The sequence below is a fragment of the Acidimicrobiales bacterium genome, assembly GCA_035547835.1.
Classification (GTDB): Bacteria; Actinomycetota; Acidimicrobiia; order Acidimicrobiales; family Iamiaceae; genus DASZTW01.
On the sequence record DASZTW010000012.1, the window covers coordinates 75,175 to 87,526 of the forward strand.

Here is a 12,352-nt window from a genome sequence, read left to right on the forward strand (position 1 = left end):
CGTGGCCCCACGAACGCGAGGGTGGATTCGAGATTTTCGCAAGGCGACACCACTCCAGGGGCAGGCTGCGGTCCTGGCTTGGTTCGCACTGATCTGCCTTGCGGCAGGCGTCGGGATCTTCGGACTCGTCGTGGGCGTCTGGATCGTTGGTGTCATCGTGTTGCTCATGGCGGTGGCCACGGCAGCGTGGTCGCTCTTGGGGCTTCGCCGGTACGTGGTCGGACTTCGCGCCGAGCGTTCAACCGGGCCGAAGCCGTTCGTCGCTCCCGCAGACCTGGTCGCCTCAACCTCGGAGTCCGTGTCAGACTTCGGCCCTCCCCCGGGACCGCGCTTGAACTCTCCGTCGAGGTTCATCGCCGTGCTGGTGTGCGTTCTCGGCGTCCCATCGATTGTCATCTTGATCGCCCGGCTGGTGAGCGGCGAGCACATCAGCGCAAGCCTGATCGCGCAGGTGGTCTTCACGGTGCTGCTATTCGTGACGATCCTCAGGTGCGTTACCGTCGGCCGACCGGCCCGGTGGCGCTGATCGGCATCGCTGAGCCGGCGCGGGCTCGCTGGTTGAGCCAGCAGGGCGGGATTGCAGTCTGTTCCGTTCGCGGCAGCACTGTTCCTCGGGACCGCGCCGTCCTTCTTCACGAATCGGACCGTGCGGTCGATAGCCAGGACCGACGGGGTGTCGTGGGTGATCGCTCTCGTCCTCCTCGGCGTCGGCACTCTCTGGGGCCCGTCCTGGCTCCGAGTCGGCTGCAACGCCTTCCTCTGGATCCCTGCCACGGGCCTGGTTGTCAGCACCTGCCGCGCCCCACGCCAAGCCTGATCGGCGGTGATCCGGCGGCGGCCACGCTCCCGGCACGGATCTCCTTCTCTTCGGTCAATGTCGACGGCCCGGTTGGCATGGTCTCGAGGCCGCCACTCGACGGGCGGGTGCGGGTGCGGTCAGCCTGGCGAGGTGCGCGACCACATCCTGTTCCTCTGCACCGGCAACGCGGCTCGCTCGGTGATGGCTGGCGCGGCCCTGCGCGCCCACCTCCCCGACGCCGAGATCGAGACCGCCGGCACGCTCACCATCGACGGTCAGCCGATGAGCTGGCGTACCCGCAAGGCGCTCGAGTCGGTGGGACTGACGGTGCCGCGCCACCTGAGTCGTCAAGTGGCACCGGGCGACCTGGCGCGGGCCGCGCTGGTGGTGGGACTGGCGCCGGAGCATGTGAGCTGGGTGCGCCGCGAGCAGCCGTCGGCCGCGGCGCGGACCGCCACGTTGAAGCGATTGTGTCGCGACCTTCCCGGCACGGCCGGGCCGCTCGGCAAGCGAGTGGCGGGCCTGCACCTCGCCGAGGTCGAGCTCGGCGGCTGGGAGGAAGTGGTGGATCCTGGTGGCGGCGACGCCGACACGTTCTCGGCGTGTGCCCGCGAGATCGTGGGGCTGGTCGAGCAGTTGGCCGCGACGTTGCGTTGAGCGGCTGGCGGTGGCGGGCGGTCGAGCAGCTGGCCGCGGCGTTGCGTTGAGCGGGTGAGCAGGTGGCGGTGGTGATCGACCGGGACCACCGCCGCCACGGGCGTCAGGGCTCGACGATGGTGACGCCGAGCTCGTCGGCCTTGGCTCGGTAGCGCTCGGCGGTGGCCTCGAGCTCGTCGTTGAAGGCCTGGAGGAGCTGGAGCTTCTCGCGCACCAGCTCGCGCTGGTGGTGGTTGAGCTCGATGGCCTCGTGGACGATCTCGCGCCGGCGGGTCTGCGACACACCCGCCCGCACCTCCGAACGGAGCTCGAGGATCCGGTCGTCGGCGGCGAGGATCACGCGGATGCGATCGAGGTCGAAGCCCATCACGTCGCGCAGTCGCAGGATCCGGGCGAGCCGTTCGAGATCGGCTTCGGAGTAGCGACGGTCGCCACCGGGGCTGCGGCCGGACGGTTCCAGCAGGCCGACTTCCTGGTAGTAGCGCAGGGTCCGGGTGGAGACGCCGGCTCGCTCGGCTGCGGCTCCGATGCGGAGCGTGGGGTCGGCTGCGGTGACGTCGGGGTCGACGGCGTGCGTGTCGCGGCTCACGCGGGCACCCACTCGTCGGGCAACGACTCGGCGAGGGCCTCCCCGGTGGACTCCTCGTCCTCCGAGTGCACGTACTTCGCGCCGCGCATCCACGACGCCCATGCGGCGATCAGGCACATGATCAGCGACGCGGTGAACGCGATGCGCAGACCGTTCAGGAACGGCTTGCCGATCAGCTTCGGGAAGAACTTCTTGCCGGTGAGCACGGCGAGGTCCTTCGGGTGGTGCTGGTGCATCCACTCGTACGCGGTGGGCGGCGCAGCCTGCCCGGCCACAGGCTTGGTGGCCGGCACCTGCTCGAGCATGGATTCCACCGGGTTGTAGCCGAGGAACGCAGCGAACAGCGATCCGACAGGTGGTTCGCCGCTGATGACCGCGGTGGGCACGGCCGGGACGTTGTGGGCTTCGAAGCCCGCACGGATCGCGCCGGGCAGCGACGCCGCCATGCCCACGATCATCAGGGAGAAGAACACGCCGATCGACAGCACCATCCCGGTGTTCTGGAAGGTGGCGCGCATGCCGGAGGCGGCGCCGCGCTGGTTCGCGGGCACGCTGTTCATGATGCCGGTGGTGTTGGGTGCGGCGAACAGGCCCATGCCGGTGCCGTTGAGCAACAACAACAGGGCGAACACCCAGAACGTGAAGTCGGTGGGGAGCAACATCAGCAGCCCGAAGCTCGCCGCCGCGAGGAACATGCCGCCGGTTGCGAACGGCCGCGCGCCGTAGCGGTCCGACAACCAGCCCGACGCCGGGCCGGACACGAGGAAGCCAGCCGTCAGGGGCAGCATGTAGATGCCGGCCCACAGTGGCGTGTCGACGAAGTTGTAGCCGTGCAGCGGGAGCCAGATCCCCTGCAGCCAGATGATCAACATGAACTGCAGGCCGCCGCGGCCGATCGACGACAGCAGGCTGGCGGCGTTGCCCATCGCGAACGCGCGGATCCGGAACAGCTTCAAGTGGAACATCGGTTGCGCGACGCGGGTCTCGATGTAGCAGAACACCAAGAGCACGGCGGCGCCACCGATCAGCTCGAACAGGACCCACGGGCCGGTCCAGCCCATGTCGCCGCCACCGTGGGGCATCAACCCGTACGTGAGGCCGATCAGGATCATCACGAGCCCGACGCCGAACGTGAGGTTGCCCCACCAGTCGACTTTGGCCTCGGTCGTGGTGCCGACCTCGCGGAGCTTGAGGTACGCCCACACGGTGCCGAACAGACCGATCGGCACGTTGATCCAGAACACGGCTCGCCAGTCGACGTCGGCGAGCAAGCCGCCGACGATCAGACCCACGAACGACCCGGAGATGCCGGCCACCACGTTGATGCCCATGGCCATGCCGCGCTCCGCCACCGGGAAGGCGTCGGTGAGGATCGCCGTCGAGTTGGCCATCAACAACGCACCGCCGACGCCTTGCACGATCCGAAAGACGATCAGCCACATGGCGCCACCGCCGCCGGTCCACGGGCACAACGACAGCGCGAGCGAGGCCACCGAGAAGATCAAGAACCCCGCGTTGTACATGCGGACCCGGCCGTAGATGTCGCCGAGGCGCCCGAACGTCACCACCAACACGGCCGTGACCACCAGGTAACCCATCAGCATCCACAGCAGGTAGCCGATGTTCGAGGGCTGCAGAGGATCGAGGTGGATGCCACGGAAGATCGCCGGCAGCGAGATCAACACGATCGAGCTGTCGAGCGCGGCCATGAAGATCCCGAGGGTGGTGTTCGACAGCGCCGTCCACTTGTAGCGGTCGGCTGGCTGGGCTGCGTCTTGGTGCACGGGTGGCTCCGGGGAGAAAACTTTACGTCGACGTAAAGCTACCGGAGAACTTCACGTGCGCGTCAAATTCGCTCGTAGTCGGGGTGCGCGACGGCGAGCTTGTCGCGCACCGACGCCCACACCGCGGCTTTCACCTCGTCGAAGCGGTCGTCGAGCTCGCCGGCCCGGATCGCGGCGGCGAGCGCGCCGTCGTCGGCGAACCCGAGCGCCGCCAGACGATCGCGGTGCGCGGCAGCTTGCGACGAGCCCATCTCGATCTGGCGGCGGACCTGGTCGACCACGTTGGCGGCCACCCGGGTGTGGAACTGCACCCGGCCGCTGGTGGCGCCCATCACGTCGTCGCGCAGGAAGCCTGCCACTGCGTCGAGGAGCTCGACCGCGCTCGGCACGTCGTGCGGCGCTTCGGGGTGGCCGACCGTGGCGGCGGGGGCGGGCAGGTCCGTGAGGGCCGGGCCGGGCAGCAACGCGAGGAGGTCGTGTTCGTTCTCGCAGACCCGTCGCCCGATCGCAGCCAGCTCGACCGATCGCACGTATCCGCTGCGGTGGCGCGAGGCCTGCGCGATGCACATCACCCCCCACGCAAGCGTCCCGTACGCCTCCCACCACCGCAGGTCGTCGAGCGTGAGGGGCAGCCCGCCGGCGGCCAGGTAGGAGTCGAGGAGCTGCTCGTGGCTGCCCAACCCCGCGGCGGCACCGGCGCCCCCGAACCGCCACGCCCGCACGCACATCCAACCCAGGTCCTCGCCTGGGTCGCCGAGGTGCGCGAGCTCCCAGTCGACCACGGCAGCCAACCCGTCGTCGTCGACGATCCAGTTGCCGAGCCGGAAGTCGCCGTGCACGACACACGGCCCGACTTCGCCGGGCCGGTGCTGGTCGAGCCAGCGCAGGCCCAACTCGAGCGCGGCATGCGGCTCGCCGAACAAGTCGAGCGCGCTGCGGAAGCGGGCCACCGGGTCGGTGATGGTCTGCTGTGGCGCCGTCTCCGTGGGCAGGCGGTGGATGCGCGCCAGCGCGTCGGCCGCCTGGTCGACGACACGCGTCCGGGCCGTGGCGTAACGGTCGTCGCGCAGGATGCGCCGCGCGATCGTCTCTCCGTCGACGTGGTCGCACAGCGCCCACGACGTGCCGAGCGCGCCCGCATCCGCCGGCAGGTCGGGGTCGCCCGACGCGGCGAGCACCTCGGCAGTGGGCACCCCTGCGGCGTGCGCGGCCCGCACCAGCGCCGCTTCGCCGGCCATGTCGACGCCCTGGGAGCTCATGCCGCTCGGCGTGCTCGTGCGCTGCAGGATCACCCGGCGATCGCCGCTCGCGGTGCGCACCGTGGCGGACCAGGTCTCGCGCGACGCGCCACCGGTGAGGCGTGCGAGGCCGGTCACCTCGCCCTGCATGAGCGCGGCGAGCGCGGCGGTGAGCGGGGCGGTGTCGTCGGCCATGGTTTGCAGCGTAGGCATGTCGCGAGTTCCGGCGGCGGTGCCCGAAATGGCACACTTTCGCCCGTGGGGACTCGGGGGAGGGACACCAGCGTCGACGCGCCGTGGCCGATGTGGCTGCTCGGGCTCGTCATCATGATCGACCAGGTCGACCAGAACATCGTGCGTGGCGTGGTGACGCCCCTGCAGAAGGATCCGCGGCTGCACGTCACCGACTTGCAGATCGGCTTGTTGCTGTCGTGCTTCGTGGTCGTCAACGGGCTGATCACCGTGCCGGCTGGCTACCTGGCCGACCGTTGGAACCGCAGCCGCACGATCGGCCACACGATCATCGGGTGGTCGGGCCTCACCGCGCTCACCGCCGCGTCGCCCAACTACGGGGTGCTGCTCGGCGTCCGCAGCGCGCTCGGCTTCGGCCAGGCCATCACCGAACCGTCGGCTGCCAGCCTGCTCGGCGACTTCTACAGCGCAGAGAAGCGCGGGCTCGCGTTCTCCGTGCAGCAATGCCTGTTCTTCGTCGGGTTCGCGCTGGGCATCGGCCTCGGCGGCATCGTCGGCAACACGCTGGGTTGGCGCTGGGCCTTCCTGCTGGTCGGCACGCCAGGCGTCGTGATCGCACTGTTCGTCTACCGGCTGCGCGAGCCCAAGCGGGGCGAGTCCGACCGAGCCCACGTCGGCGCGCACCACCTGCACGACGAGCCTGACGAGCCGCTGTTCGAGGACGGTTTCCGGGCGTTCACCCGCGACATGGTCGGCGGGCTGCGCGCGGATGCCCGCACGATCCTCGGGATCACCACGATGCGCTACGCGCTCGTGGGCGTGGCGTCGCTGTTGTTCACCATCACCGCGATCGCCGCGGCCATGCCGCAGTTCTACGAACGCCAGCTCCACGTGAAGACCGGCTCGGCGGAAGCGTTGGTCGCGCTGCTCGTACTGCTCGGCGGCATCCCCGGCGTGCTGCTCGGCGGCCGGTTCGCCGACCGGTACATGACCAAGATCCGCGGCGCCCGCATGGCCATCCCCGCCTACTGCCTGTTCGTCGGCAATGCCCTGTTCGCGATCAGCTACCTGCGGCTGCCGTTCAAGTTCGCGTACCCGCTCGAGATCGTCGGCTTCTTCATCATCTGCATGGCGATCCCCGCCCTGCGCGCGGGGCTCACCGATGCGGTCCCGGCCAACTTGCGAGGCTCCGGCTTCGGGTTCTTCAACCTCACGTCGGTGATCCTCGGCCAAGGCGTGTCGTCGCTGGTCGTGTTCCCGCTCGCCGGCGCGTTCGGCGGCAACTACCGCGTGGCGTTCTTGTTGATGAGCCCACCCGTGTTCATCGGTGCGTTCATCTTGTTGCGGGCCCGCGAGCACCTCGACGCGGACGCCGCCAAGATCTTCGAGGCGATCGTGACGGCCATGCAGGAGCAGCAGGCCCGCGAGGCCGAGCACGAGGCGGCCCGGGTCCACGACCACGCCGCCGACGGGTCGGACTCGATCGAGGCCGGCCTCGACGCTGGTGTGGGGGCCGGCGGCGGTGACGAGCCCGACTCTGTGGGCACCACGGCGCCGCGCTGACCTCTGGCCCCGGCAGGTAGGTGCGTCCCCCGGCTGGCTGACGTCGGGTGGCTACCAGCCCTGGTACGTCGGCGTGCGGCGCTCGATGAACGACTGCACGCCTTCTTGCGCGTCGACCGAGCCCATGTTCATCTCCTGCGCCCACGCTTCTGCCGCGAGCGCCGTGTCGCGGTCGGACTCGAGCGACCGGTTCAACAGCCACTTGGTGAGCGCGATGCTGTGCGTCGGGCCGTCGGCGAGGCGGTCGGCCCATTCGCTGGCGGCAGCATGGAGCTCGCCGTCGGGCACGACCCGGTTGATCAGGCCGAGTTCGAGCGCCTCGGTGGCGCGGACGCTGTCGCCGAAGAACATCAGCTCCTTCGCCTTGTGCATGCCGACGAGACGGGGGAGCAGGTACGCGCCGCCGCCGTCGGGAACCAGCGCGCGGCGAACGAAGACCTCGATGAAGCGGGCCGACTCGACCGCGATCACGAGGTCGGCGGCCAATGCCAAGTGCGCGCCGATGCCGGCGGCGGTGCCGTTGACAGCGGCGATCACCGGCTTGTCGCAGTCGAGGACGCTGGTGACGAGGCGCTGCGCGCCGGTTCGGATCATGCGCCGGACGGTGCCGACCGGCTGTTCGGGGGCGTGATCGGGCTTGGGGACCGTCGGCTGCGATGCCCGGAGGTCGGCGCCGGTGCAGAACGCGTCGCCGGTGGCCGTCAGCACGACCGCTCGCACGTGGTGGTCGCCGCTCGCCGCGTCGAGCAGGTCGATCACCCGGTTGCGTTGGTCGGGCGAGATGGCGTTCTTCACGTCGGGCCGGTCGAGCGTGATCCACGCCACCGCGCCATCGAGGCGGTGTCGGACCTGCTCGTCGAGCGGGCGGTCGGCGGAAGGGGTCTGGTCGGTCACGGCGGCCGATCGTACCGACCAGGTGGCGACGGCTGACAGACTGCGGGCATGAGCGATCTCGATGCTTTGAACCTCGGCCTGCTGATCCTGCGGGTCGTGATCGGCCTCACGTTGGCCGCGCACGGCTACAACAAGTTCTTCGGCGGCGGGCGCATCCCGGGAACCGCCGCGTGGTTCGACTCGATGGGCATGCGACCCGGCAAGTTGCAAGCCGTGATGGCCGCGTCGATGGAGATGATCTCCGGCATCTTGCTCGCCGTCGGGTTGCTCACCCCGTTCGCGGGCGCCGGGTTCGTCGGCCTGATGTGCGTCGCGTACTACACGGTGCACCGGCCGAACGGATTCTTCATCGTGAAGTCGGGCTACGAGTACAACGTCATCCTCGCCACGATCGGCGTCGCCCTCGCCGTCACCGGCGCTGGCCAGTGGTCGCTCGACGACAAGCTCGGCATCTGGACCTCGCTCAACGGCTGGCCCGGCCTGCTCATCGCGGTGGTCGGAGGTGTCGGCGGCGCCGTCGCCCTCCTCGCTGCCTGCTACCGCCCTCCGGCGAAGTCCACCGACTAGATCCCCGAACTGCGCGTGAAAACCGACCGTGGCAGCGGGAATGCAGGCGCGGAAGGGTCCGCGCAGGTCCTCAGCTCAGCTCCGACCCCCAGATGCCGACGAAGCTGACCATCTCGCCGGGGTAGCCGCCGAGGTTGTGGGTCAGCGCGAGCGTGCGGTCGTTGCGCACCGCCCGCTCGTCGGGCACTTCCTTGCGGAGCTGGAGCCACACCTCGTACAGCATGCGAAGGCCCGACGCTCCGACGGGGTGGCCGAAGCTCTTCAGGCCGCCGTCGGTGTTCACGGGCAGCTCGCCGGTGAGGTCGAACACGCCGGCGGTGACGTCCTTGTAGGCCTGGCCGCGCTCGGAGAACCGCAGGTCCTCCATGAGCACCAGCTCGGTGGGGGTGAAGCAGTCGTGCACTTCGGCCAGTGCGAGCTCGTGGCGGGGGTCGGTGATCCCGGCTTGCGCGTACGCGTCGTCGGCCGCAGCGGCGCACTCGCTGAGCGTCGTGTAGTCGTAGTCGGGGTCGAGCATGCCCGAGCCGTTGCCGGCCACCATCGACAGGGCTTTGATGTAGATCGGCTTGTCGGTGTAGCGGTGCGCATCCTCGGCCCGCACCACGATCGCGGCCGCCGCGCCGTCCGCGACGCCGGCACAGTCGAACACGCCGAGACGCCCGGCGACCGCGGCCATGTTGCAGATCGCGTCGACCGACATCTCCTTGCGGAACTGGGCCAGCGGGTTGCGCGCTCCGTTGGCGTGGTTCTTGGAGGCGATCCGGGCCACCACCCGACGCAGCTCGTCCTCATCGACGCCGTAGCGCTGCGAGTACGCCGGAAGGATCAAGCTGAACATCGCCGCCGCGGTGAGGCTGCGGGCCGTGCCGTCGTTCGGGATCGGGAAGGCGTTGAGGCCCTGGTAGCCGCCATCCTTCACTTTCTCGGCGCCGACGGCCATCGCCACGTCGTACGCGCCGGACGCGACCGCGTACGCCGCTTGGCGCAGCGCCTCCGAGCCGGTGGCGCACATGTTCTCGACACGGGTGACGGGCTTGTTGTGCAGCTTCAGCGGTGACCCGAGGGCGAGGCCGCTCATGGCCGACTGTGCGGTGCCGAACCAGTACGCGTCGACGTCGTCCTTGGCGACCCCGGCCGACTGGTAGCACCCTTCGGCCGCGTCGATGATCAGGTCGTCGAGGCCTTTGTCCCAGTGCTCGCGAAACGGCGTGCAGCTCGCGCCGACGATGGCGACTCGGTCTCGGATGCCATGCGATCCCATGGATGCTCCTCAGTCGCCGGCCGGTGTGGTGGTCACCGGGTGCGCCTTCCAGAAGTAGTTGGCGATGGTGTCGCCGGTGTTGAGCCGGCGGAAGGTCATCTCGACACGGTCGCCGACCCGAACTTCGGTGGCGGCGACATCGGTGAGCTCCATCGGCAGTCTGCCGCCACCGTCGAAGTCGACCACCGCGAAGACCACGGGCGGGCTGGGGGAGTACACCAGCCGGTCGACCGTGAACGCGACGATCGTGCCCTCGACGTCGGCCATCGGCGCAGGCTCCATGTCGTCAACCCCCCCGCCCTGCCACGACACCCGGGCCGGCGGGAGGTGCAGCGCGCCGCTCTGGCGGTCGCGCGATCCGACGAAGCCGTACTTCCAGTCGAAGCTGCGACCGGCGGCCGAGGCGGACATCCGTGCAGGCTCGGGGCGGCGGGGTGGCTCGACGGTCACCATGCCCCGCCACGAGAGGAACTTGGCGTAGGGGAGACCAGCGTCGCCGGTCGCGATCTGCGCGGCCACGGTGCGAGCCGGCCGCCAGGAGGCGATGGCGGGGGTGGCTCGGAAGATCAGCACGTCGACGCCGTCGGCCAGCGACACCAGCGCGAGCACGTCGCCCGGCCCGCACTGCTCGAGCTCGTTGGCCAGCAGCAGAGCGGCCTGCGCGGTGGCCGGGTTCCCGACGCTCGCGGTGAGGTCGTCGGCGACCTTCGCGGGCTCGGCCCCGAGCTTGCGCTGGGCGGCCTTCACGGCGCGGGTGTGCGAGCCGGCGACGATCAACGTGGTGACGTCGGCCGGGGCGAGCCCGGCGTCCTTCAGCGCGTCGTACCACGCCAAGTCGACGAGCGGCCCGTACTGCGTCTCGGCGAAGCGCTCCTCCCAGTGCCGGGGGCGGCTGTCGCCCGGCGTGCGCCACTGGTCGAGGAACTCACGGGTGGCCGATCCCTGGCCGACCAGCTCGGCGATGACCGGCCTGGCCGAGTCGTCGCCCACCAGCAGCGCGGCCGCCGCGTCGCCGCCGGCCGCTTCATCGCCGGAGGTGGGCAGGCCCGTGCGGATGTCGCTGGCGACGACCAACGTCGCCCCCCCGGGCCGCAGCGCGGCCCGCAGCGCGCCGACACCGGAGCGGATCCCGCCCCCGAGGTCGTACGCTGCCGTGGCGCTGTCGAGTCGCAGGGCAGCGTGCACCACCCCCGCGTTGGTCTTGTCGAGGTACACGGGGCTCGAAGTGGCCAAGGTGAGCGCTTCGAGCTGTGAGGCGCCCGCGGGCGCGGCGGCCAGCGCGAGGCGTCCGGCGGCCACGGCAAGCGTGGTGGTGTCCTCGTCGTAGCTGGCCACGGCGCGGGTGCCCTTGCCGCCGCCGGTCCCCATGACCTCGGCGATCTTGGCCCGGTCGAGGCGGTGGTGGGGGACGTAGCCAGCGGCGCTGATGATGCCCTGCATTCCGTTCAGCTTAGGGTCCCGTCTGACGGTCCGTCAGATTGGCGGAGGCGGTGAATATACGATCCGGGCATGCGTCTCGGAGACATCGCCAACGCCGAAGCAGCACCGTTCGGCAAGCCGCTCGACGGTGTGCGCGTGCTGGCAGCGGAGCAGATGCAGTCGCTCCCGTTCGCAACGCAGCTGCTGGCACGACTCGGCGCCGACGTGGTCAAGGTCGAGTCGCCCAAAGGCGGCGAGTCCGGACGTGGTGCAGTCCCGTTCATGGAAGCGCCGACCGGCGAGAAGGTCGGTGCCACGTTCTTGCGCAACAACTTGGGGAAGCGGTCGGTCACGCTCGACTTGAAGAGCGAGCGCGGACGGGACCTGTTCCTCGACCTCGCCGGGCGATTCGACGTGGTGGCCGAGAACTTCAAGGCCGGGACCATGGACCGCATGGGTCTGGGCTACGAGGCGGTCTCGGCGCGTTGGCCGGCCGTGGTCTACGTGTCGGTGTCGGGGTTCGGGAACACCACCGAGTCCCCGTATCGCGACTGGCCGGCGTACGCGGCGATCGCCGAGGCCATGTCGGGCATCTACGACTACAAGGCCGAGCCGGGTCGCCCGCCGGTCGTCAACCCCGTCGGCGGCCTCGGCGACATCGGCTCCGCGCTGTTCGCGGCCGTCGGCATCCTGGCTGCGCTCCGCCATCGTGACGCAACCGGTCGCGGCCAGTACCTCGACGTCGCGATGTACGACGCCATGGTCTCGATGACCGATCTGGTGACGAACTTCTGGTCGATGGGCCTGCGCCCGCAGCCGGGGCGGCACCTGCCGCTGATCATGGACGGCTTCCGCGCGGATGACGGCTGGTTCATCGTGCAGGTCGGCCGTGAGCACCAGTTCGAGCTCCTGGCGCGAACGGTGGGATGCCCCGAGTGGCTCGACGACCCGCGCTTCGCCACGCGGCAGGGTTGGGCCGACCACCTCGACGACGTGATCCGCCCGGCCGTCGAGGCGTGGGCGCACGGCCGCTCGAAGGGCGACGTGTGCCGCGAGCTCGCTGCGGTGGGCCTGGCCGCCGGGCCTTGCAACGCCGCGCCCGACGTGATCGCCGACCCCCACGTGCGCGACCGCCACATGCTGGTCGAGTGCGAGCGCAGCGACGGCGTGGCCGATCCGGTGCTGGTGCCGGGCAACCCGATCAAGTTGTCGAGCGTCGCGGAAGGTCCCGAGACTCGGGTGCCGTGGTTGGGGGAGCACACCGACACGGTGCTGGCGACCGAGTTGGGTCTCGACGAAGCCGCGCTGGCCGAGCTGCGCGCGGCAGGCGTCATCGCCTGAACGCCCGCGCGGCGCGATCCTCGCCCGCCGACGCGGTCGTCGGCCGGT

At 70.2% G+C, this 12,352-nt stretch carries 11 protein-coding genes; 5 read left to right on the top strand and 6 right to left on the bottom strand.

Annotated elements, in window-relative coordinates:
• Nucleotides 1-130: 130 nt before the first annotated feature.
• The gene (locus tag VHA73_10805; protein ID HVX18509.1) at nucleotides 131-526 is read left to right on the top strand and encodes a hypothetical protein; all 396 of its coding nucleotides are present in this window, start codon (nucleotides 131-133) and stop codon (nucleotides 524-526) included.
• 423 nt (nucleotides 527-949) lie between these two features.
• Nucleotides 950-1,456 (top strand): hypothetical protein, encoded by a 507-nt coding sequence (locus VHA73_10810; GenBank protein HVX18510.1) that lies wholly within the window; start codon nucleotides 950-952, stop codon nucleotides 1,454-1,456.
• A 103-nt stretch (nucleotides 1,457-1,559) separates the two neighbouring features.
• On the opposite strand, the gene VHA73_10815 is transcribed toward VHA73_10810, so the two are convergent.
• The 3 genes from VHA73_10815 to VHA73_10825 form a co-directional block, all read right to left on the bottom strand.
• Entirely contained in the window at nucleotides 1,560-2,045 is a 486-nt protein-coding gene (locus VHA73_10815) for a MerR family transcriptional regulator (GenBank protein ID HVX18511.1), read from the bottom strand.
• On the bottom strand, nucleotides 2,042-3,829 hold the full coding sequence (locus VHA73_10820; protein ID HVX18512.1) for an MFS transporter: 1,788 nt from the start codon (nucleotides 3,827-3,829) through the stop codon (nucleotides 2,042-2,044). The genes VHA73_10815 and VHA73_10820 overlap by 4 nt, the downstream gene beginning before the upstream one ends.
• Before the next feature lie 62 nt (nucleotides 3,830-3,891).
• Nucleotides 3,892-5,262 carry a phosphotransferase family protein gene (locus VHA73_10825; GenBank protein ID HVX18513.1) on the bottom strand — a complete coding sequence of 457 codons (1,371 nt, stop codon included), beginning with the start codon at nucleotides 5,260-5,262 and terminating at the stop codon, nucleotides 3,892-3,894.
• A 63-nt stretch (nucleotides 5,263-5,325) separates the two neighbouring features.
• On the opposite strand from VHA73_10825, the gene VHA73_10830 reads away from it, so the two are divergent.
• Nucleotides 5,326-6,822: an MFS transporter gene (locus VHA73_10830; GenBank protein ID HVX18514.1), complete on the top strand. Its 1,497-nt coding sequence runs from the start codon at nucleotides 5,326-5,328 to the stop codon at nucleotides 6,820-6,822.
• A gap of 51 nt (nucleotides 6,823-6,873) precedes the next feature.
• Here VHA73_10830 and VHA73_10835 read toward each other — a convergent pair whose 3' ends face one another.
• Nucleotides 6,874-7,716: an enoyl-CoA hydratase-related protein gene (locus VHA73_10835; GenBank protein HVX18515.1), complete on the bottom strand. Its 843-nt coding sequence runs from the start codon at nucleotides 7,714-7,716 to the stop codon at nucleotides 6,874-6,876.
• Nucleotides 7,717-7,764: 48 nt separating this feature from the next.
• Here VHA73_10835 and VHA73_10840 point away from each other — a divergent pair, with 48 nt between their 5' ends.
• Nucleotides 7,765-8,283: a DoxX family protein gene (locus VHA73_10840; GenBank protein HVX18516.1), complete on the top strand. Its 519-nt coding sequence runs from the start codon at nucleotides 7,765-7,767 to the stop codon at nucleotides 8,281-8,283.
• A 70-nt stretch (nucleotides 8,284-8,353) separates the two neighbouring features.
• On the opposite strand, the gene VHA73_10845 is transcribed toward VHA73_10840, so the two are convergent.
• Together VHA73_10845 and VHA73_10850 are read right to left on the bottom strand one after the other, a co-directional pair.
• Nucleotides 8,354-9,544, bottom strand: a complete 1,191-nt coding sequence (locus VHA73_10845) for an acetyl-CoA acetyltransferase (GenBank protein ID HVX18517.1) — start codon at nucleotides 9,542-9,544, stop codon at nucleotides 8,354-8,356.
• A gap of 9 nt (nucleotides 9,545-9,553) precedes the next feature.
• Complete coding sequence (locus VHA73_10850) at nucleotides 9,554-10,984, bottom strand: OB-fold domain-containing protein (GenBank protein ID HVX18518.1); 1,431 nt, start codon at nucleotides 10,982-10,984, stop codon at nucleotides 9,554-9,556.
• Nucleotides 10,985-11,053: 69 nt separating this feature from the next.
• Between VHA73_10850 and VHA73_10855 the strand changes: the two genes are divergently transcribed.
• Entirely contained in the window at nucleotides 11,054-12,304 is a 1,251-nt protein-coding gene (locus tag VHA73_10855) for a CoA transferase (protein HVX18519.1), read from the top strand.
• Nucleotides 12,305-12,352: the final 48 nt, after the last annotated feature.

Bases quoted from the DNA above. Each gene is read 5' to 3' on its own strand.
- VHA73_10840 (HVX18516.1), top strand. From the start codon at position 7,765: ATGAGCGATCTCGATGCTTTGAACCTCGGCCTGCTGATCCTGCGGGTC.
- VHA73_10825 (HVX18513.1), bottom strand. From the start codon at position 5,262: ATGGCCGACGACACCGCCCCGCTCACCGCCGCGCTCGCCGCGCTCATG.
- VHA73_10845 (HVX18517.1), bottom strand. From the start codon at position 9,544: ATGGGATCGCATGGCATCCGAGACCGAGTCGCCATCGTCGGCGCGAGC.
- VHA73_10850 (HVX18518.1), bottom strand. From the start codon at position 10,984: ATGCAGGGCATCATCAGCGCCGCTGGCTACGTCCCCCACCACCGCCTC.
- VHA73_10855 (HVX18519.1), top strand. From the start codon at position 11,054: ATGCGTCTCGGAGACATCGCCAACGCCGAAGCAGCACCGTTCGGCAAG.